The sequence below is a fragment of the Serratia sp. T13T92 genome, assembly GCF_047530105.1.
Lineage (GTDB): Bacteria > Pseudomonadota > Gammaproteobacteria > Enterobacterales > Enterobacteriaceae > Chania > Chania fonticola.
The window spans coordinates 208,596-229,449 of the sequence record NZ_JBLJAK010000004.1 but is presented as its reverse complement, the minus strand read 5'-3'; the positions used below and the strand labels follow the sequence as shown (position 1 = coordinate 229,449).

Sequence of the window (20,854 nt, the reverse complement as noted above, 5' to 3'; positions counted from 1 at the left end):
AAACTGGAGACTGTCATGGAAAACCTGAATATGGATCTGCTGTACATGGCTGCCGCTATTATGATGGGGTTAGCGGCAATCGGTGCTGCGATCGGTATCGGCATCCTGGGTGGTAAATTCTTGGAAGGCGCTGCACGTCAGCCCGATCTGATCCCGCTGTTGCGTACACAGTTCTTTATCGTTATGGGCCTGGTTGACGCCATCCCGATGATCGCTGTTGGTCTGGGTTTGTACGTGATGTTTGCTGTCGCGTAAGTAGGGTTCACACTCTACAAAGAAACCACATTATTAACTTTTAAAGAGGCATTGTGCTGTGAATCTTAACGCAACAATCCTCGGCCAGGCTATCGCGTTCATCCTGTTTGTCTGGTTCTGTATGAAGTATGTATGGCCGCCAATTATGGCTGCCATCGAGAAGCGTCAGAAAGAAATTGCTGATGGCCTCGCTTCTGCAGAACGTGGCAAAAAAGATTTGGACTTAGCGCAAGCCAATGCGACCGACCAGCTGAAAACTGCCAAAGCGGAAGCCCAGGCGATTATTGAGCAAGCAAACAAACGCAAGGCTCAGATCGTGGACGAAGCGAAAGCAGAAGCCGAGCAGGAACGTAACAAAATCGTGGCGCAGGCTCAGGCTGAGATCGAAGCCGAACGTAAGCGCGCTCGTGAAGAGTTGCGTAAGCAAGTCGCGATGCTGGCAATTGCCGGTGCCGAGAAGATCATCGAACGTTCCGTGGATGAAGCTGCTAACAGCGACATCGTTGATAAACTGGTCGCTGAACTGTAAGGAGGGAGGGGCTGATGTCTGAATTTATCACCGTAGCTCGCCCCTACGCCAAAGCAGCTTTTGACTTTGCCGTTGAGAACCAAAGCGTAGAACGCTGGCAGCAAATGCTGGCGTTTACTGCTGTTGTCACCCGTAATGAACAGATGGCGGAACTGCTTTCCGGTGCTGTCGCACCTGAAACCTTGTCCAACACGTTTATTGCGGTTTGTGGCGATGAGCTCGACGAACATGGCCAGAACTTTATCCGTGTAATGGCCGAAAATGGGCGTTTACTGGTCCTTCCTGCGGTGCTGCAACAGTTCATCGAACTACGCGCCGCGCTGGAATCCACCGTCGAAGTCGAGGTGCTCTCATCGAGCGCACTGAACGACACACAGCAAGCCAAGATTATCGCTGCGATGGAAAAACGTCTGTCACGCAAAGTTAAGCTGAATTGCAAAATTGACAAGTCTGTACTGGCCGGTGTCATTATCCGTGCCGGTGATCTGGTGATCGATGGCAGCGTACGTGGCCGTCTCGAGCGCCTGGCAGACGTCTTGCAGTCTTAAGGGGACTGGAGCATGCAACTGAATTCCACCGAAATCAGCGAACTGATCAAGCAGCGCATTGCTCAGTTCAATGTAGTGAGCGAAGCTCACAATGAAGGTACCATCGTTTCCGTTAGCGACGGGATCATCCGCGTACACGGTTTGGCCGAGGTTATGCAGGGCGAAATGATCGCACTGCCAGGCAACCGTTACGCAATTGCATTGAACCTGGAGCGTGACTCTGTAGGTGCCGTGGTAATGGGTCCGTATTCGGATCTGGCCGAAGGCATGAAGGTAAAATGTACCGGCCGTATTCTGGAAGTTCCGGTTGGCCGTGGCCTGCTGGGCCGCGTAGTCAACACTCTGGGCGCACCTATTGATGGTAAAGGCCCGGTTGACAACGACGGTTTCTCTCCAGTTGAAACTATCGCACCTGGCGTTATCGAACGTCAGTCTGTTGATCAGCCAGTACAGACCGGCTATAAATCGGTCGACGCCATGATCCCAATCGGTCGTGGCCAACGTGAGCTGGTGATCGGCGACCGTCAAACCGGTAAAACCGCCTTGGCGATCGATGCGATCATCAACCAGCGCGATTCCGGCATCAAATGCGTTTACGTGGCTATCGGCCAGAAAGCGTCCACCATCGCTAACGTGGTGCGCAAGCTGGAAGAGCACGGCGCACTGGCCAACACCATCGTGGTTGTGGCTACCGCGTCAGAATCCGCTGCACTGCAATACCTGGCGCCATATGCCGGTTGCGCAATGGGTGAATACTTCCGTGACCGTGGTGAAGATGCGCTGATCGTATACGATGACCTGTCCAAACAGGCCGTTGCTTACCGTCAGATCTCCCTGCTGCTTCGCCGTCCACCAGGTCGTGAAGCTTACCCAGGCGACGTATTCTACCTCCACTCCCGTTTGCTGGAGCGTGCTGCGCGTGTTAACGCCGACTACGTTGAAGCCTTCACCAAAGGTGAAGTCAAAGGCCAAACCGGTTCACTGACCGCTCTGCCGATCATTGAAACCCAGGCGGGTGACGTTTCCGCGTTCGTTCCGACCAACGTAATCTCGATTACCGATGGTCAGATCTTCCTGGAATCCAACCTGTTTAACTCCGGTATTCGTCCGGCGGTTAACCCGGGTATTTCCGTATCCCGTGTGGGTGGTGCAGCACAGACCAAGATCATGAAAAAACTGTCCGGTGGTATTCGTACCGCTCTGGCACAGTATCGTGAACTGGCTGCGTTCTCTCAGTTCGCTTCCGATCTGGACGATGCAACGCGTAAACAGCTGAGCCACGGTCAGAAAGTGACCGAGCTGCTGAAACAGAAACAGTATGCGCCGATGTCCGTCGCACAACAGTCTCTGGTGCTGTTTGCCGCCGAGCGTGGCTACCTGAACGACGTAGAAGTGGCGAAAGTCGTCAGCTTCGAAGCCGCTCTGGTTGCTTTTGCGGACCGCGAGCATGCCGAACTGCTGAACCACATCAACCAAACTGGTGCTTATAACGATGAGATCGAAGGCAAGCTGAAAGGCATCCTCGATACCTTCAAGGCAACCCAGTCCTGGTAACGCATAGTGGCCTGCCGTTGCAAGACGGCAGGCCACTGGCAATGAGGAGAAGCAGAGATGGCCGGCGCAAAAGAGATACGTAGTAAGATCGCCAGCGTGCAAAACACGCAGAAGATCACTAAAGCGATGGAAATGGTCGCCGCCTCCAAAATGCGTAAATCGCAGGAACGCATGGCGGCCAGCCGTCCTTATGCAGAGACCATGCGCGAGGTGATTGGTCACCTGGCTTTAGGGAATCTGGAATATAAGCACCCGTACCTGGATGAGCGTGACGTTAAGCGCGTCGGGTATCTGGTGGTGTCTACTGACCGTGGTCTCTGCGGCGGCTTGAACATCAACCTGTTCAAGAAGCTGTTGGCAGAGATGAAAGGCTGGTCTGAAAAAGGCGTTGAAGCTGATTTAGCGCTGATTGGCTCAAAAGCGGCCTCTTTCTTTGGTTCCGTGGGCGGCAACGTGGTTGCCCAGGTGACCGGCATGGGGGATAACCCTTCCCTGTCGGATTTGATCGGTCCAGTGAAAGTGATGTTGCAAGCCTACGACGAAGGTCGTTTAGACAAGCTGTACGTTGTCAGCAACAAATTTGTTAATACGATGTCCCAGGAACCGCAGTTACTGCAACTTCTGCCATTGCCACCTTCTGATGACAGTGAACTGAAGAAAAAATCCTGGGATTACCTGTATGAGCCCGATCCAAAAGTGCTGCTTGATACCTTGCTGCGCCGTTATGTGGAATCGCAAGTTTATCAGGGCGTCGTGGAAAACCTGGCCAGCGAGCAGGCCGCACGAATGGTCGCGATGAAAGCCGCAACCGATAACGGCGGTAGCCTGATCAAAGAGCTGCAGTTGGTATACAACAAGGCGCGTCAGGCCAGCATCACTCAGGAACTCACCGAGATCGTTTCGGGAGCCTCCGCGGTTTAAGCTAGGTTTACGAATTACGTAGAGGATTCAAGATGGCTACTGGAAAGATTATCCAGGTAATCGGCGCCGTGGTGGACGTCGAGTTCCCTCAGGATGCCGTACCGAAAGTGTACAACGCTCTTGAGGTTGCAAACGGCACCGAGAAATTGGTGCTGGAAGTTCAGCAACAGCTGGGTGGCGGCGTGGTTCGCTGTATCGCAATGGGGACCTCAGACGGTCTGCGTCGTGGTCTGGCCGTAACCGACCTGCAGCACCCAATTGAAGTACCGGTAGGTAAAGCTACCCTGGGCCGCATCATGAACGTATTGGGTGAACCAATCGACATGAAGGGCGACATCGGCGAAGAAGAACGTTGGGCTATTCACCGCCCGGCGCCAAGCTACGAAGAGCTGTCCAGCTCCCAGGATCTGCTGGAAACCGGTATCAAGGTAATGGACCTGATCTGCCCGTTCGCCAAGGGTGGTAAAGTTGGTCTGTTCGGTGGTGCTGGTGTAGGTAAAACCGTAAACATGATGGAGCTGATCCGTAACATCGCGATCGAGCACTCCGGTTATTCTGTGTTTGCGGGCGTGGGTGAACGTACTCGTGAGGGTAACGACTTCTACCACGAAATGACCGACTCCAACGTACTGGACAAAGTTTCCCTGGTTTACGGCCAGATGAACGAGCCACCAGGTAACCGTCTGCGCGTTGCGCTGACCGGCCTGACCATGGCTGAGAAGTTCCGTGACGAAGGTCGTGACGTACTGCTGTTCGTCGATAACATCTACCGTTATACCTTGGCCGGTACCGAAGTGTCCGCACTTCTGGGCCGTATGCCATCGGCGGTAGGTTATCAGCCAACGCTGGCGGAAGAGATGGGTGTTCTGCAAGAACGTATCACCTCTACCAAGACCGGTTCAATCACCTCTGTGCAGGCCGTTTACGTTCCTGCGGATGACTTGACTGACCCATCACCAGCCACCACCTTTGCTCACTTGGATGCAACCGTGGTACTGAGCCGTAACATCGCTTCTCTGGGTATCTACCCGGCCGTTGACCCGCTGGATTCCACCAGCCGTCAGCTGGATCCGCTGGTAGTTGGCCAGGAGCACTACGACGTAGCGCGTGGCGTGCAGTCTATTCTGCAACGCTACCAGGAACTGAAAGATATCATCGCCATTCTGGGTATGGACGAGCTGTCAGAAGATGACAAGCTGGTTGTATCCCGTGCGCGTAAAATCCAACGTTTCCTGTCTCAGCCGTTCTTCGTGGCAGAAGTCTTTACCGGTTCTCCGGGCAAGTTCGTATCGCTGAAAGACACCATCCGTGGTTTCAAAGGCATTATGGACGGCGACTATGACCACCTGCCGGAGCAGGCGTTCTACATGGTTGGCACCATTGAAGAAGCAGTGGAAAAAGCCAAGAAACTGTAACGCCTTGAGAGGAGGGTGATATGGCTATGACTTACCATCTGGATGTCGTCAGCGCGGAAAAACAGATGTTTTCCGGCCTGGTGCAGAAGATCCAGGTGACAGGCAGCGAAGGCGAACTGGGGATCTTCCCTGGCCATGCGCCGCTGCTGACTGCCATCAAGCCTGGCATGGTGCGTATTGTTAAACAGCACGGTGAAGAAGAGTTCATCTACCTGTCCGGCGGTATCCTTGAGGTACAGCCGAGCGTGGTAACCGTGCTGGCGGACACTGCCATCCGTGGAACGGACCTCGACGAAGCGAGAGCGCTGGAAGCTAAGCGTAAAGCTGAAGAGCACATCCGTAGCTCTCATGGCGATGTCGACTATGCTCAGGCATCTGCTGAACTGGCGAAAGCGATCGCGAAACTGCGCGTTATCGAGCTCACCAGAAAAGCGATGTAAACTCCCGCGTTGCCTGCAGCGTGTGGAAATAAGAAAGCGGCCCCTGTGGGTCGCTTTTTTTTTGTTTTAAAATAAGCGTTTCAACCGGCCAGGCATTGTGCTGTATTAGCGCTTCCAGTTGAATTAAGCGTCGCCGATCGCCGACAGTTTTTTCGCTGTACGGTTGGATCGCAGCCATTGGCGGCAGGCTAGGAGCCATGCGGCCTGCGCCGGATTCGTGTAGAGAAATATGTAGTAATTCCGTTATCAAACGGGTTTACTTTCGTCCATCAAAATGGAGTTATCAGGTTGCTTATGTCTAACAGCGCAATGAGCGTGGTTATCCTCGCCGCGGGCAAGGGAACACGCATGTATTCCGACCTTCCCAAGGTGTTACATCCGCTGGCGGGTAAGCCAATGGTGCAGCACGTCATTGATGCTGCCATGAAGCTGGGTGCCAAAAACGTCCATCTGGTTTACGGCCACGGCGGCGAACTGCTGAAAAGCACCCTGCGTAATGATGCACTAAACTGGGTGTTGCAGGCCGAGCAGTTGGGAACAGGCCATGCAATGCAGCAGGCGGCACCGCATTTTGCCGATGATGAAGACGTGCTGATGCTGTATGGCGATGTGCCACTGATCGCCGTCGAAACGCTGACGCGTCTGCTAGCAGCCAAACCTCAGGGTGGGATTGGCCTGCTGACGGTGAAGCTGCAAGACCCGAGCGGTTATGGCCGCATCGTACGTGAAAACGGCACTGTGGTGGGCATTGTCGAACATAAAGATGCCAACGATGAGCAGCGCCAGATTAATGAGATCAACACCGGCATTCTGGTGGCCAACGGCCGCGATCTGAAGCGCTGGCTGGGCAAGCTGAACAATAATAATGCCCAAGGTGAATTCTATATCACCGACATCATTGCCCTGGCGCATGCTGAGGGTAACAAGATTGAGGCGGTTCACCCGGCGCGCCTGAGCGAAGTTGAAGGCGTGAATAATCGCCTGCAACTGTCGCAGCTTGAACGCGTGTATCAGGCCGAGCAGGCAGAGAAATTGCTGCTGGCTGGCGTGATGCTGCTGGATCCGGCACGCTTCGATCTGCGTGGCGTGTTGGAACATGGCCGTGACATCTCCATCGATGCCAACGTGATTATCGAAGGCATGGTCAAGCTGGGTAACCGCGTGAAGATCGGTGCTGGCTGCATACTGAGAGACTGCGTGATTGGCGACGACTGCGAGATCAGCCCATACAGCGTGCTGGAAGATGCGCAGCTGGAGGCGGCCTGTACCGTTGGCCCATTTGCCCGTCTGCGCCCTGGTGCCGAACTGGCGGAAGGTGCCCACGTTGGCAACTTCGTGGAAATCAAGAAGGCCCGCCTGGGCAAAGGCTCCAAGGCTGGCCACCTGAGCTATCTGGGCGACGCCGAGATTGGCGACGATGTGAATATCGGTGCCGGTACCATTACCTGTAACTACGACGGTGCCAACAAGCACAAAACCATTATCGGCGACGGCGTGTTTGTCGGTTCGGATACTCAGCTGGTGGCTCCGGTCACCGTAGGCAAAGGGGTGACGATCGCTGCCGGTACCACGGTGACCCGCGATATTGCGGATAATGAGCTGGTGTTGAGCCGGGTCAAGCAGGTGCATATTCAAGGCTGGCAGCGTCCAACCAAGAAGAAGTAGGCCCCTCACCCCAACCCTCTCCCACAGGGAGAGGGAGCTGTTAGCCCCTGCTCTGTTGGGATAGCTGGGGTAATATTAGCAACCGCGATCGTCCCTTCAACCAAGGTGAATCAGCTGGTGCTGATGTAGAAGACATAATTTCAGACTCTCTCGATCGGTCCCCTCTCCCTGTGGGAGAGGGTTAGGGTGAGGGCATCACTGTTTTGCTCTGTACTTTCGCTAAAGAGTACAGAGCAAAACATAATAATCCCCATTCTCTACAGGCTCGGGGAAGCACGGTAAAACCGGCAAAAATCAGGTCGAGACATCGAAAGCGCCCGCAAGGCGTTTAATTAGGAATACAACAGATGTGTGGAATTGTAGGTGCAGTAGCGCAACGTGATATCGCCGAGATCCTGCTGGAAGGTTTACGTCGCCTGGAATACCGGGGCTATGACTCAGCGGGTCTGGCCGTGGTGGATAGCGAGGGTAACGTCAGCCGTTTACGTCGTGTCGGCAAGGTACAAAAACTGGCTGAAGCGGCAGAGCAACAGGATCTGCATGGTGGTACAGGGATTGCCCATACCCGTTGGGCGACGCACGGTGAACCTTCAGAGGCGAACGCGCATCCTCATGTTTCAGATTACATCGCGGTGGTGCATAACGGCATTATCGAAAACTACGAACCGCTGCGTGAACAGCTGATTGCGCGTGGTTATCGCTTCAGTTCTGAAACCGACACAGAGGTGATTGCTCACCTGGTGCATTGGGAACAGAAGCAGGGCGGTACGCTGCTGGAAGTGGTACAGCGTGTGATCCCACAGCTGCGTGGCGCTTATGGCACCGTGGTGATGGATAGCCGCGATCCGAGCGTATTGGTGGCTGCCCGTTCAGGTAGCCCGCTGGTGATTGGCCGTGGCGTGGGCGAAAACTTCATTGCCTCCGACCAACTGGCCCTGCTGCCGGTAACCCGCCGCTTTATCTTCCTGGAAGAAGGTGACGTGGTAGAAGTGACCCGCCGCACCGTCAGCATTTTTGACAAGCAGGGTAATGCGATTGAGCGCCCAGAGATCGAATCTCAGGTGCAATACGACGCCGGTGACAAAGGCGCGTACCGTCATTACATGCAAAAAGAGATTTTTGAGCAGCCAATGGCGCTGAAAAACACCCTTGAGGGGCGTTTCAGCCATGGCAAGATCGACCTGAGTGAGCTTGGCCCGCACGCTGATGAACTGCTGTCAAAAGTGCAGCACGTGCAGATCATCGCCTGTGGGACTTCTTACCACTCGGGGATGGTGGCTCGTTACTGGTTCGAGTCGCTGGCCGGTGTGCCTTGTGACGTAGAGATTGCCTCCGAATTCCGTTATCGCAAGTCAGCGGTACGTCCAGGCAGCCTGATCATCACCCTGTCTCAATCTGGTGAGACCGCCGATACGCTGGCAGCACTGCGCTTGTCCAAAGAGCTAGGGTACTTAGGTTCTCTGGCCGTGTGCAACGTGGCGGGTTCTTCGCTGGTGCGTGAATCCGATCTGGCGCTGATGACCAAGGCCGGTACCGAAATCGGCGTTGCTTCAACCAAAGCCTTTACCACACAGCTTGCTGTGCTGTTGATGCTGGTGGCGCGTCTTGGCCGGCTGAAAGGAATGGCGGAAAGCGTAGAGCATGACATTGTGCATGGTCTGCAAGCCCTGCCTGCGCGTATCGAGCAGATGCTGTCACTGGACAAGAGTATCGAAGCGCTGGCGGAAGGTTTTTCTGACAAGCATCACGCACTGTTCCTTGGCCGTGGCGATCAATACCCGATCGCGATGGAAGGGGCGCTGAAGCTCAAAGAGATCTCCTATATCCACGCCGAGGCGTACGCCGCCGGTGAGCTTAAGCACGGCCCGCTGGCGTTGATCGATGCCGATATGCCGGTGATCGTGGTTGCGCCTAACAACGAGCTGTTGGAGAAGCTTAAATCCAATATCGAAGAGGTGCGTGCCCGTGGTGGTCAGCTGTATGTGTTCGCCGATCAGGATGCCGGCTTCGTCAGCAGCGAAGGGATGACCATCATCCCACTGCCGCACGTGGAAGAAATCGTCGCACCGATCTTCTACACCGTGCCGTTGCAGCTTTTGTCCTATTACGTCGCCCTGATCAAAGGCACCGATGTGGATCAGCCACGTAACCTGGCTAAATCCGTCACCGTGGAATAATCGCTAACCTTTCTGCTATGAATACCGTGTTGGGTGACTCAACACGGTATTTTTTTCGCCCCAGTTTTGCCATTAACGCTATGATTGGCGGGTGATGCTGCAGGGAAGGGAATACGTAGATAATGAATATTTTGATTACTGGAGCACGGGCTCCGGTCGCGATAGAGTGGGCGCGTATTGCGTTGCGCAGCGGGCACCGCGTCTGGTTGGCGGACAGCTTGAAGTGGCCGCTGGGCCGTTTTTTACAAGGGGTTGAAGGTTATCTACGGCTCCCCTCCCCGCGCCAGGACCTTGCCGGTTATCAACAGCAGCTGCAAGGCTATCTCGACCAACATGCTATTGAGCTGCTGATCCCCACCTGTGAAGAGATCTTCTACCTCTCCCAGGTGTTTGCTGCGTATATCGGGCCTACCGAGTGGCTGATACCTGAACGGCGGTTGCTATTTGAACTGCATCATAAGTACCAAAGCCTGAGCCTGTTAACGGGATTAGGTGAGGTGCGGACTCCTGTGACCCGATTACTGACCTCCTGCTTGCAAATTGCCGACGATCCCCTGACCATTTTGAAACCGGTTTATTCACGCTTTGGTCGCCAAGTGATCCGCACGCCGAAACCGGGTGTATTGAACGATCGACAGCTCAACGAGCATATCCCCTGGGTGCAGCAGCAGAAATTAGACGGCGTGGCGTTGTGTAACTATGCCGTTTTTGAGCACGGCAGGCTAATCGTGCATCAGGCTTATCAACCCAAATACTGCTTCAATCAGGCTGCTGGCAGCTACTTTGTTCCCTATCAGGATCGGCGGCTGGACGATTTTGTCCGTCAGTTTGGGGAAAAAACCGGCTTTCATGGCCAGGTGGCGTTCGATTTTATCGAACAGGACGGGGTGATTTTTGTTATTGAGTGTAATCCCAGGGCCACCAGCGGCCTGCATTTGCTGGGGGCTCAGATGTCCATCGCTGCCGATGGGCAATTGCAATACCTGCCAGCGCCGCCCAAGGCGGGGCATGTGGGCGTGATCGTACTGTTATTTTTTGCCTGGCAGGCTTGGCGCGATAAGCAGTTGGCGACGCTATGGCAGGATTTTCGCCAAGCGCCTAATTTGCTCAACGATCATCGTTGGCCGATAAGTGCCGGAGCCCAGTGGTGTGCATTGTTGGAAATGGGGTACCGCAGCTTGCGTTATCGGCGGCCCCTCACCGATGCCAGCACCTTTGATATCGAGTGGGATGGTTATTAGCATGGAGCAGGTTAATCAGTGGCAGCGCCTGCAAGTGACCCTGTTGCAACAGCCAGGCATGATCGCCAATCTCCAGACGTCGATGACCGAGTATCAACAGGATGGCTTCTGGATACCGGCGACGGTCAATGATTACGTGCCCGGTAATTGCTATGTGGTTTCCCCGCTGGCGCTGATCGTCGATTACGCGCGGGATGAAATTATCAAAATCGATAACGGCGCGTTGCGGGCGCTGTGCAACGGGCTGACGTTGTTGCTGAAATGGCCCTTAGTGCTGGCGCACGTCGATCGGCTCCAGGTGCTGAATAATCAGTGTCTTTCCACCAATATGACCAGCAGCCACTGGCAAACCCTGGATACCGATGCGTTGCGGCAACAGGCATTACAGCGCTATCCCCAGCATACTTTGATGATCCGTTCGCTCAATGGGCAGCAGACCCCCGAACTGTTGGCGCAGCTCTCCCAGCAAGGTTGGCTGCCTATCGTCAGCCGTCAGGTTTATTGCCTGGACGATCCTATTCGCTGGTGGGGTAAAATCAACGCGCGCCGGGATGACAAACTGCTGCATCAGGTGGGATGGGAGTTCAAACGGCTGTCGGCCGATGATCCCGAGCAGATGCAGTGTGCCGAACGCCTCTATAACCAGCTCTACCTGGAAAAATACAGCCGCCAGAATGTGCAGTTTACCACCGGTTATTTATCTCAGGCCTCGCAGCTTGGCGTGTTGCAACTGTACGGTTTGTTCCACCAGCAGCAAATGGTGGGGGTGTTGGGAATGGTTCAGTTGGAACAGACAGTAACGGTGCCGATCGTCGGCTATCGGACGGAATTACCCGCATCATTGGCCTTATATCGTCGTTTGATCGCCTTTGCGTTACGCTACGCTATGGAACATAAGCTGTTTCTCAATTTGAGTTCCGGCGCGCCAGATTTTAAGCGGGTTCGCGGTTGCCAACCGGTGATTGAATACAGCATGGTTTATGTCCGGCACTTGAACGTTTATCAGCGTGGCGTGTGGGCGCTGATTTCCTGGCTTTCCCGCAAGGTCTATCAGCCGTTATTGAGGCATTATCAGTTATGAGGGGCATTACGCTTGGAAAATCCGGTGGTGCCGTTCAAAAAGCACACCGGATTTATTATGACTGGATCGGGGTAATGGTTAGCCTCTGTTTGATGTTTATTACAAGGCAGCTAACGTATCGAGCGTCATTGGGTCTTTTTCAACCATACGGATCAAAAGAAGTGCCTGTTTGTTGGGTTTGGCTCTGCCCTGCTCCCAGTTTTGATAAGTAGTGACACCGGTATGCAAGTAATCCGCAAAAACGGCTTGTGAAAGACGCAGTTTTTCACGTATTGCTTTTAACTCGTCTGGTGACATAGATATGTTTTTTTTCAGTGATACGGCGTGGGTTTTAAGCGTGATTTTACCCTCATTGTAATCACTCCAGTCTTTCATTCCCTGGGTCAGTTCTTCAAAAAGGCTGAGTTCGCTCATAAGGTGCCCCCTTGTTTCAAAATTTCCAACATCTTACGCAGCATCTCGCGCTCGTTGCGGCTAAGGTCATCTTTTTTGTCTTTGTCGTAAATGACAAAAAGCAAAAAGTGAGACTTTTCAAGCCACCAATAATAGATCACCCGCAAGCCACCTCGTTTACCTTTTCCACGACGGTGATCCGCAAATCTGACCTTCCTTAACCCGCCAGTGTGCTGGATAACATCACCGCAGAATGGATTAATAAGCAGCATCTGCTGGAATGTCTTGAATTCATCATCGGAAAGATAATCAGCACGCTTCGCTTCAAAAATACTTAACTCAACAAATATAGCATCCATAACCAGATATCTCCCTACTACTTGGGGATATTCTACCCCCAAGTTGGGTATACATCAAAGGATGATATGCTGGTTTTTTTGCCGCTTTAGGCAATATGACAAGCGTGTAAAAAACAGCGAAAACCGCTCATATTCAGAGAGATAGTGCAGCAATAGGCAGATTTTTGTAGATTGTTTTTTGTCTAAAATCTCCGTCATCTCACTGATTTTAATCAACTAAATATCAATCACCCTCCGCTGTAATATAACTGTCATATTTCGTACATTTAACTGTCACCAAACTGTCCTATTTTCCCTCCTGCAGCAATACTTACTCTGATGAAAACGACCCAAGGTCGATTTTGAATATCCCATTAGGAGGGATTATGAAACTGATGCGTACCACCGTCGCCAGTATTGTGGCAGCGACTTTCTCTTTGGCCTCTGTGTCCGCCTTCGCTGCTGCTAGCCTGACCGGTGCAGGTGCGACATTCCCCGCTCCGGTGTATGCCAAGTGGGCAGATTCTTATCAGAAAGAAACCGGCAACAAGGTTAACTATCAGGGGATCGGTTCCTCTGGTGGTGTGAAGCAAATCATCGCCAACACCGTTGACTTTGGTGCTTCTGATGCCCCGCTGTCCGATGAAAAACTGGCTGCGGACGGCCTGTTCCAGTTTCCTACCGTGATCGGTGGCGTGGTACTGGCGGTGAATATTCCGGGCATCAAATCCGGTGAGCTGACTCTGGATGGTCAAACCCTGGGTGATATCTACCTGGGCAACATCAAAAAATGGAATGACCCGGCGATCGTTAAACTGAACCCGGGCGTCAAGCTGCCGGATCAGGCTATCGCCGTGGTACGTCGTGCTGATGGTTCCGGGACTTCTTTCGTCTTCACCAGCTATCTGGCCAAGGCTAACGCGCAGTGGAAAGAGAAAATTGGTGCAGGCTCAACCGTTAACTGGCCAACCGGCCTGGGTGGCAAGGGCAATGACGGCATCGCCGCGTTCGTTCAACGTCTGCCAGGCTCTATCGGCTATGTTGAATACGCTTACGCCAAGCAGAACAACCTGGCCTACACTAAATTAGTGTCTGCCGATGGCAAAGCGGTTAGCCCAACCGAAGAGAGCTTCAGCGCCGCAGCCAAAGGTGTGGATTGGAGCAAAACCTTCGCGCAGGACCTGACCAACCAGAAAGGCGACAACGTCTGGCCAATCACCTCCACCACCTTCATCCTGGTGCACAAAGAGCAGAAGAAGCCTGAGCAGGGCGCAGAAGTGCTGAAGTTCTTTGATTGGGCTTACAAGACCGGTGCCGCACAGGCCAGCGATCTGGATTATGCCGCCTTGCCTGCCGAAGTGGTTGAGCAAATCCGTGCTGCCTGGAAGACCAACATCAAAGACAGCTCCGGTAAGGCCTTGTTCTAACAACGCAGGGGGTGCGGCAGACCGCGCCTCAACCTGACTGTCGGGGCCCGGCACTCCGGGCCCTTCAAGCTTTAAACAGAAGAGTAATCTATGGCTGAGTACAAGCCGACCATGAAAGCACCGGGTAAAAACGGTGACATCATCTTCAGCGCGTTGGTCAGACTGGCGGCGCTGATTACCCTATTGTTGCTGGGCGGCATCATCGTTTCGCTGATTATCGCCTCCTGGCCAAGCATGCAGAAGTTTGGTTTTGCCTTCCTGTGGACCAAGGAGTGGGATGCGCCAGCCGAACAGTTTGGTGCGCTGGTACCGATCTACGGCACGGTCGTCACCTCGGTGATTGCATTGATTATCGCCGTGCCGGTCAGTTTTGGTATTGCCCTGTTCCTGACCGAGTTGGCCCCTAACTGGCTCAAGCGCCCATTGGGGATCGCGATAGAGCTGTTAGCGGCGATCCCGAGCATCGTTTACGGCATGTGGGGCCTGTTCGTATTTGCCCCGTTGTTCGCCCAATATTTCCAGACCCCCGTGGGGGAAGTGTTATCCGGGATCCCGATCGTCGGCGAGCTGTTCTCCGGCCCGGCATTTGGTATCGGTATCCTGGCTGCCGGGGTGATCCTGGCCATCATGATTATTCCTTACATTGCGGCGGTAATGCGCGATGTGTTCGAACAAACCCCGGTGATGATGAAAGAGTCGGCTTATGGTATCGGCTGCACTACCTGGGAAGTGATCTGGCGCATCGTGCTGCCGTTCACCAAAAACGGCGTGATCGGCGGTGTGATGCTTGGCCTGGGGCGCGCCCTGGGTGAAACCATGGCGGTGACCTTTATTATCGGTAACACCTACCAGCTCGACAGCTTCTCGCTGTTTATGCCGGGCAACAGCATCACCTCGGCGCTGGCTAACGAATTCGCCGAAGCGGAATCCGGGCTACATACCTCTGCGTTGATGCAGCTTGGGCTGATCCTGTTTGTGATCACCTTTATCGTCCTGGCGCTGTCGAAGTTGATGGTGATGCGCCTGGCCAAGCGTGAGGGCCGCTAACATGGCAACGATGGATATGCAAAACCCGGTAGCACTGGCGGAAAGCCGCCGTAAAATGCAGGCCTGGCGTCGGCAGAAAAACCGTCTGGCGCTGTTCCTGTCGATGGCGACTATGGTCTTTGGCCTGTTCTGGCTGGTGTGGATCCTGTTCTCGACCATCACCAAGGGCATCGACGGCATGTCGCTGGCGCTGTTTACCGAAATGACGCCGCCGCCGAATACCGCGGGTGGTGGTCTGGCTAACGCCATCGCCGGTAGCGGCTTGTTGATCCTGTGGGCGACCATCTTCGGCACCCCGCTGGGTATCATGGCGGGGATCTACCTGGCGGAATACGGCCGTAAATCCTGGCTGGCGGAAGTGATCCGCTTTATCAACGATATTCTGTTATCCGCACCGTCGATCGTCGTAGGCCTGTTCGTCTACACCGTGGTGGTGGCCAAGATGGAGCACTTCTCCGGTTGGGCTGGGATTATTGCACTGGCTCTGTTGCAGATCCCGATCGTGATCCGCACCACCGAAAACATGCTCAAGCTGGTACCGGACACGCTGCGTGAAGCGGCCTATGCGTTGGGGACACCGAAATGGCGCATGATTTCCGCCATTACGCTGAAGGCGTCGGTCTCCGGCATTATCACCGGCGTGCTGTTGGCGATTGCGCGTATCGCCGGGGAAACCGCCCCGTTGCTGTTTACCTCGCTGTCGAATCAGTTCTGGAGCACCGACCTGATGCAGCCGATCGCCAACCTGCCGGTCACCATTTTCAAATTTGCCATGAGCCCGTTTGCCGAATGGCAACAGCTGGCCTGGGCCGGGGTGTTGTTGATCACCCTGTGCGTACTGTTACTGAATATCCTGGCGCGTGTGATTTTCGCCAAGAAAAAGCATTCATAAAAATTTAGGTGCCGCTCAGGCGATACCGTGAAAAGAGAGAAGTCTTGATGAGTATGGTTGACTCTACTTCCAGCAGCAAAATTCAGGTACGCGATCTGAACTTTTACTACGGCAAATTCCATGCGCTGAAAAACATCACGCTGGATATCGCCAAGAACAAGGTGACCGCGTTTATTGGCCCGTCTGGCTGCGGTAAATCGACGCTGCTGCGGACCTTCAACAAGATGTACCAGCTCTACCCCGAGCAGCGTGCCGAAGGCGATATCCTGCTGGATGGGCAAAACATCCTGACGGATAACCAGGACATCGCGCTGCTGCGTGCCAAGGTGGGCATGGTGTTCCAAAAGCCAACGCCGTTCCCGATGTCGATTTACGACAACATCGCCTTCGGCGTGCGCCTGTTCGAGAAATTGTCCCGTGCCGATATGGACGAGCGTGTCCAATGGGCGCTGACCAAGGCGGCACTGTGGAACGAGACCAAGGACAAGCTGCACCAAAGCGGTTACAGCCTGTCCGGTGGCCAGCAGCAACGCCTGTGCATTGCGCGCGGCATTGCCATTCGCCCGGAAGTGCTGTTGCTGGATGAGCCTTGCTCGGCGCTGGATCCGATTTCCACCGGCAAGATTGAAGAGCTGATCAGCGAGCTGAAGTCTGACTACACCGTGGTGATCGTGACCCACAATATGCAGCAGGCGGCGCGTTGTTCCGACTCCACCGCATTTATGTATCTGGGTGAGTTGATCGAGTTCAGCGATACTGACACTCTGTTTACCGCGCCACAGAAAAAGCAGACCGAAGACTACATTACTGGCCGCTATGGTTGATTAGGATGCATCATGGATAACCTGAATTTAAACAAACACATTTCCGGCCAGTTCAACGCTGAACTTGAGCACATCCGCACCCAGGTGCTGACCATGGGCGGGCTGGTGGAGCAACAGCTGACCGACGCCATTACCGCGATGCATAACCAGGACGGTGAACTGGCCAAACGGGTGATCGAGGGTGATGCCAAGGTCAATATGATGGAAGTGGCGATCGACGAGGCCTGCGTGCGCATCATTGCCAAACGCCAGCCGACCGCCAGCGACCTGCGCCTGGTGATGGCGATCATCAAGACCATTTCCGAGCTGGAACGCATCGGCGACGTAGCGGACAAGATCTGTCGCACCGCCCTGGAGAAATTCTCGCACCAGCATCAGCCATTGCTGGTCAGCCTGGAGTCACTGGGCCGCCACACCGTGCAGATGCTGCATGACGTGTTGGATGCCTTTGCGCGTATGGATCTGGATGAAGCGATCCGGATTTACCGCGAAGACAAGAAGGTCGATCAGGAATATGAAGGCATCGTGCGTCAGCTGATGACCTACATGATGGAAGATACGCGCACCATTCCAAGCGTGCTGACGGCGCTATTCTGTGCCCGCTCTATCGAGCGTATCGGCGATCGCTGCCAGAATATTTGCGAATTCATCTTCTACTTCGTCAAAGGCCAGGATTTCCGCCATATCGGTGGCGATGCGCTGGACAAGCTGTTGTCAGACGGTAAAGACGAGAAAAAAGCGTAATTCAACCAGTGATTTATCCCAGAAGGCGCTGAAAATAGCGCCTTTATGCCATTTAAAAACCGTAAAATTAAAAAGGTTATAACTATAGCGTTTAATATTATTTCCTGACCTAAGTGAGGCTTGCTAGCTTATCAGCCAGCGGGACATCAATCACTTGGGAGCCTTTCATGAAACAGCGCGTCTTAGCCTTATCTCTGTTAGCCAGCCTGACCAGCCTTGCCACCGGTGTGGCACATGCCGATAAACTCGATGATATTCAAAAAGCCGGCGTGGTGCGTATTGCGGTATTCGATAGCAACCCACCGTTTGGTTATGTCGATCCGCAGAGCAAAAAACTGGTGGGTTATGACGTGGACGTGGCCGAAGCCATCGGTAAGGCGCTGGGCGTCAAGGTTGAACTGCGCGCCACCAACCCGGCTAACCGCATTCCTTTGCTGGTATCCAAAAAGGTTGATCTGATCGCGGCCAACTTCACCATCACCGACGAGCGTGCCAAAGAGGTGAATTTCAGCGTGCCGTATTTTGCTACCGGCCAGAAATTCATTGCGCATAAAGGCGTGCTGAAAACTCCTGAAGATATCAAGAAGCTGCGCATCGGCGCGGATAAAGGCACGGTGCAGGAAATTACCCTACGTGAGCACTACCCAACGGCCAAGGTGATCTCTTACGACGATACCCCATTGGCGTTTGTCGCCCTGCGTAACGGTAACGTTCAGGCCATCACCCAGGATGATGCCAAGCTGGTTGGCCTGCTGGGCAACCTGCCAGCCGCGCAAAAAGCCGACTTTGAAATCTCTCCGTTCAGCATCACCAAAGAATATCAGGGCGTTGGTATCCCGAAAGGTGAAGATCGCCTCACGGCTACCGTTAACGATACCTTGATCAAACTGGAAAAAGACGGTGATGCGGTGAAGATTTACGATCGCTGGTTCGGCCCGGAAACCAAAACCGCCCAACCGCGTGGCGATTTCAAGATCGGCCCGTTGGATCAGCAACCTAAAGCCTAATCTCCCTTCTCCCTCTCCCCGGTTTTGAACCGTGACGGAGAGGGTTGGGGTGAGGGGAAGTACCTCGCATGAATCTGCAACAACTCTCAGACTGGCTGTTGGCGCCGCAGTATCTGAGCTGGCTATGGAATGGCTTCTTGATGACCCTATGGCTGTCGGCCTGTGCCGGGCTGGCGGCAACGCTGCTGGGTTTTGGCCTGGCGGCGATGCGGGACAGCAGCCTGCGCCCGTTAAGCTGGCTGGCGGTGGCCTACAGCGCGCTATTTCGCAATACTCCTTTGCTGGTGCAACTGTTCTTCTGGTATTTCGCCGCCGGGCAAATCCTGCCCTCCTTCGCCATGCAATGGCTGAATACCCCCCATCAGTTAGGCTTTCTCGACTGGCCCTCTTTTGAATTCCTGGCGGGCTTCTTCGGCCTGACGCTTTATTCCACCGCGTTTATTGCTGAAGAGATCCGCTCCGGTATCCGTGGCGTCGCCAGTGGGCAAAAGTATGCAGCCTACGCGCTAGGGCTGACCGGCTGGCAATCGATGCGTTATGTGGTGTTGCCGCAGGCGCTGAAAATCGCTTTCCCACCGCTGCTGGGGCAGTACATGAACGTGATTAAAAACTCATCGCTGACCATGGCGATCGGCCTGGCTGAGCTGTCTTACGCTTCGCGCCAGGTGGAAACCGAAACTCTGCGGACCTTCCAGGCGTTTGGTGTGGCAACGGTGTTGTATATCGCCATCATTGCCCTGCTGGAAGGCTGGGGCATGTGGCGTCAACAGCGTAAACCGCTGGGGGGGCACTAAGATGGACTTTACCGTTATCCAGGAAAACCTGGGTTACCTGCTGTGGGGCACCTTCCCGGATGGGCCTTTGGGCGGTGCTGCGTTGACGTTGGCGATCAGCCTGATGGCCGGGCTGGCGTCGGCAATTCTGGGTACGCTGCTGGGTGTCGCGCTGGCGATGTCGCGTGGGGTGCTGGCAGGGTTATCGGCGATGGTGCTCGGTTTTTTCCGCGCCATCCCGGTGATCATGCTGATTTTCTGGACTTACTTCCTGCTGCCAATCGTGTTTGGCGTCGATATCCCGGAAATTACCACCGTGGTGTGCGCGCTGGCGCTGATCGCCTCGGCCTATCTGGCCCATGCGGTAAAAGCGGGCATCGTGGCTATCGGTGCAGGGCAATGGCAGGCGGGGTTATCGCTTGGTTTAAACCGTTGGCAGGTGCTGCGGATGATCATCTTGCCGCAGGCGCTGCGCATGATGGTGCCTTCGTTTATCAACCAGTGGATCTCGCTGATTAAAGACACTTCGCTGGCGTACATCGTCGGCGTGGGTGAGCTGACCTTCCTGGCTACTCAGGTCAATAACCGCAGTATGGTTTACCCGATGGAGGTGTTCCTGTTTGTGGCACTGGTCTATTTCATCTTCTGCCTCACGCTGGACGTGCTGGCGAACGGGCTGAACAAACGCCTTAGCCCGCAGACCAAAGCGCTAAAACGCAGCTGGCGCTGGTGGCGTAATCGCCCGCCGCTACCGGCTAGTTAATCAGGTTACAGTAGGAATGGTTGCCCCTATCTATACCCTGGCTAATTAATTAGCATGGTGTGGGGGCTTGATGTCTTATGGTTACTAATGATTTCTTATCGCTTTACGTTAAATTTATGATTGTGATCAATGTATTGCGTTTTTGTCATGCAGCTCGAGTTATTTAGAGTATAAATAAGAGTGATTTATATATTTCCATTGGATGGTTATCATTATGAAAATTAGTGCGTTATTTATTAGAACGGAACCAAGTCGGCGGCGGTATGGCGTTGCCTTGTTTGTTGGCATTATTGGCGGGATCCTCTCTGCTTTTGTCAAGTGGGGGGCAGAGGTTCCGCTACCGCCAAGAACCCTGAGTGATGGTCGGGCTGAATTTAACCCGCCTTATCTTTTTTTAAGAGATTATCTTGGGATAGATCCAACCGGTACGGTATATACCTTTTCTGAGCATATTATTAATCCGGTTATGGTTACGCACGTCATATTTTCGCTGGTCTTTGCTATCGGTTACTGCTTGGTTGCCGAGGTTTTTCCAAAGATCAAACTTTGGCAGGGGGTGTTGGCGGGTATCATTGCCACCGTTGCCGTGCATGGCATTAGTTTCCCTCTGCTTGGTTTGACTCCCCCACTTTCAATGCTGCCATTTGATGAGTACCTTTCTGAAATTTTGGGGCATATATTTTGGTTTTGGGTGATTGAGATAGTTCGTCGGGACTTACGTAACAGAATTACCCATGAGCCTGATGCCGAAGTCCCGCTGGGATCTTATCGTTAATCGCTAAAGTTCAGCGGGGTATTCTCTCCGCTGAATATCAAGGTG

General features: G+C 53.9%; 23 protein-coding genes. 20 read left to right on the top strand and 3 right to left on the bottom strand.

Features of this window, described 5'->3' with window-relative positions:
- The first annotated feature begins 15 nt into the window (after positions 1–15).
- The 7 genes from atpE to ACMV5I_RS07175 are packed head-to-tail and all read left to right on the top strand — an operon-like array spanning position 16 to position 5,662.
- Complete coding sequence (atpE, locus tag ACMV5I_RS07205) at positions 16–255, top strand: F0F1 ATP synthase subunit C (RefSeq protein ID WP_004393045.1); 240 nt, start codon at positions 16–18, stop codon at positions 253–255.
- Between the two features lie 58 nt (positions 256–313).
- Positions 314–784: a F0F1 ATP synthase subunit B gene (gene atpF / locus ACMV5I_RS07200; RefSeq protein WP_121608258.1), complete on the top strand. Its 471-nt coding sequence runs from the start codon at positions 314–316 to the stop codon at positions 782–784.
- A 14-nt stretch (positions 785–798) separates the two neighbouring features.
- Positions 799–1,332 carry a F0F1 ATP synthase subunit delta gene (gene atpH / locus ACMV5I_RS07195; protein ID WP_024527380.1) on the top strand — a complete coding sequence of 178 codons (534 nt, stop codon included), beginning with the start codon at positions 799–801 and terminating at the stop codon, positions 1,330–1,332.
- A gap of 12 nt (positions 1,333–1,344) precedes the next feature.
- Positions 1,345–2,886: a F0F1 ATP synthase subunit alpha gene (gene atpA / locus ACMV5I_RS07190; protein ID WP_021181427.1), complete on the top strand. Its 1,542-nt coding sequence runs from the start codon at positions 1,345–1,347 to the stop codon at positions 2,884–2,886.
- A 57-nt stretch (positions 2,887–2,943) separates the two neighbouring features.
- Complete coding sequence (atpG, locus tag ACMV5I_RS07185; RefSeq protein WP_021181426.1) at positions 2,944–3,807, top strand: F0F1 ATP synthase subunit gamma; 864 nt, start codon at positions 2,944–2,946, stop codon at positions 3,805–3,807.
- A 32-nt stretch (positions 3,808–3,839) separates the two neighbouring features.
- Positions 3,840–5,222 (top strand): F0F1 ATP synthase subunit beta, encoded by a 1,383-nt coding sequence (atpD, locus tag ACMV5I_RS07180; protein ID WP_024484688.1) that lies wholly within the window; start codon positions 3,840–3,842, stop codon positions 5,220–5,222.
- 20 nt (positions 5,223–5,242) lie between these two features.
- Entirely contained in the window at positions 5,243–5,662 is a 420-nt protein-coding gene (locus ACMV5I_RS07175; RefSeq protein WP_004933814.1) for a F0F1 ATP synthase subunit epsilon, read from the top strand.
- Here the strand turns inward: ACMV5I_RS07175 and ACMV5I_RS07170 are convergent.
- Positions 5,643–5,861 carry a hypothetical protein gene (locus ACMV5I_RS07170; protein ID WP_414824004.1) on the bottom strand — a complete coding sequence of 73 codons (219 nt, stop codon included), beginning with the start codon at positions 5,859–5,861 and terminating at the stop codon, positions 5,643–5,645. The genes ACMV5I_RS07175 and ACMV5I_RS07170 overlap by 20 nt on opposite strands.
- A 95-nt stretch (positions 5,862–5,956) precedes the next feature.
- On the opposite strand from ACMV5I_RS07170, the gene glmU reads away from it, so the two are divergent.
- From glmU to ACMV5I_RS07150, 4 genes are all read left to right on the top strand, one after another.
- The gene (gene glmU, locus ACMV5I_RS07165) at positions 5,957–7,327 is read left to right on the top strand and encodes a bifunctional UDP-N-acetylglucosamine diphosphorylase/glucosamine-1-phosphate N-acetyltransferase GlmU (RefSeq protein ID WP_414824003.1); all 1,371 of its coding nucleotides are present in this window, start codon (positions 5,957–5,959) and stop codon (positions 7,325–7,327) included.
- Positions 7,328–7,674: 347 nt separating this feature from the next.
- Positions 7,675–9,504, top strand: coding sequence for a glutamine--fructose-6-phosphate transaminase (isomerizing) (glmS, locus tag ACMV5I_RS07160; RefSeq protein ID WP_414824002.1), 1,830 nt, complete (start codon positions 7,675–7,677; stop codon positions 9,502–9,504).
- Between the two features lie 122 nt (positions 9,505–9,626).
- Positions 9,627–10,745 (top strand): hypothetical protein, encoded by a 1,119-nt coding sequence (locus tag ACMV5I_RS07155; protein WP_414824001.1) that lies wholly within the window; start codon positions 9,627–9,629, stop codon positions 10,743–10,745.
- Between the two features lies 1 nt (position 10,746).
- The gene (locus ACMV5I_RS07150; RefSeq protein ID WP_414824000.1) at positions 10,747–11,826 is read left to right on the top strand and encodes a GNAT family N-acetyltransferase; all 1,080 of its coding nucleotides are present in this window, start codon (positions 10,747–10,749) and stop codon (positions 11,824–11,826) included.
- A 99-nt stretch (positions 11,827–11,925) separates the two neighbouring features.
- Here the strand turns inward: ACMV5I_RS07150 and ACMV5I_RS07145 are convergent, their stop codons facing one another.
- Entirely contained in the window at positions 11,926–12,240 is a 315-nt protein-coding gene (locus ACMV5I_RS07145) for a helix-turn-helix domain-containing protein (RefSeq protein WP_121608253.1), read from the bottom strand.
- A complete protein-coding gene (locus ACMV5I_RS07140) occupies positions 12,237–12,578 on the bottom strand; it encodes a toxin (protein ID WP_121608252.1) in 342 nt (113 codons plus the stop codon). The genes ACMV5I_RS07145 and ACMV5I_RS07140 overlap by 4 nt, the downstream gene beginning before the upstream one ends.
- A gap of 365 nt (positions 12,579–12,943) precedes the next feature.
- Here ACMV5I_RS07140 and pstS point away from each other — a divergent pair, with 365 nt between their 5' ends.
- The 9 genes from pstS to ACMV5I_RS07095 all read left to right on the top strand — a co-directional run bounded on the left by pstS (position 12,944) and on the right by ACMV5I_RS07095 (position 20,809).
- Positions 12,944–13,984, top strand: coding sequence for a phosphate ABC transporter substrate-binding protein PstS (gene pstS, locus ACMV5I_RS07135; protein ID WP_121608251.1), 1,041 nt, complete (start codon positions 12,944–12,946; stop codon positions 13,982–13,984).
- A gap of 90 nt (positions 13,985–14,074) precedes the next feature.
- Entirely contained in the window at positions 14,075–15,031 is a 957-nt protein-coding gene (gene pstC, locus ACMV5I_RS07130; RefSeq protein ID WP_024484694.1) for a phosphate ABC transporter permease PstC, read from the top strand.
- A gap of 1 nt (position 15,032) precedes the next feature.
- The gene (pstA, locus tag ACMV5I_RS07125; protein ID WP_024484695.1) at positions 15,033–15,923 is read left to right on the top strand and encodes a phosphate ABC transporter permease PstA; all 891 of its coding nucleotides are present in this window, start codon (positions 15,033–15,035) and stop codon (positions 15,921–15,923) included.
- 53 nt (positions 15,924–15,976) lie between these two features.
- Positions 15,977–16,747 (top strand): phosphate ABC transporter ATP-binding protein PstB, encoded by a 771-nt coding sequence (gene pstB / locus ACMV5I_RS07120; RefSeq protein ID WP_370454353.1) that lies wholly within the window; start codon positions 15,977–15,979, stop codon positions 16,745–16,747.
- Positions 16,748–16,759: 12 nt separating this feature from the next.
- Positions 16,760–17,491, top strand: coding sequence for a phosphate signaling complex protein PhoU (gene phoU, locus ACMV5I_RS07115; RefSeq protein WP_024484696.1), 732 nt, complete (start codon positions 16,760–16,762; stop codon positions 17,489–17,491).
- Positions 17,492–17,658: 167 nt separating this feature from the next.
- Positions 17,659–18,498 (top strand): ABC transporter substrate-binding protein, encoded by an 840-nt coding sequence (locus tag ACMV5I_RS07110; protein WP_024484697.1) that lies wholly within the window; start codon positions 17,659–17,661, stop codon positions 18,496–18,498.
- A 68-nt stretch (positions 18,499–18,566) separates the two neighbouring features.
- Positions 18,567–19,292, top strand: coding sequence for an amino acid ABC transporter permease (locus tag ACMV5I_RS07105; RefSeq protein WP_024484698.1), 726 nt, complete (start codon positions 18,567–18,569; stop codon positions 19,290–19,292).
- A gap of 1 nt (position 19,293) precedes the next feature.
- Entirely contained in the window at positions 19,294–20,034 is a 741-nt protein-coding gene (locus tag ACMV5I_RS07100) for an amino acid ABC transporter permease (RefSeq protein ID WP_414823999.1), read from the top strand.
- A 214-nt stretch (positions 20,035–20,248) separates the two neighbouring features.
- Positions 20,249–20,809, top strand: a complete 561-nt coding sequence (locus ACMV5I_RS07095; RefSeq protein ID WP_024484700.1) for a YagU family protein — start codon at positions 20,249–20,251, stop codon at positions 20,807–20,809.
- Positions 20,810–20,854: the final 45 nt, after the last annotated feature.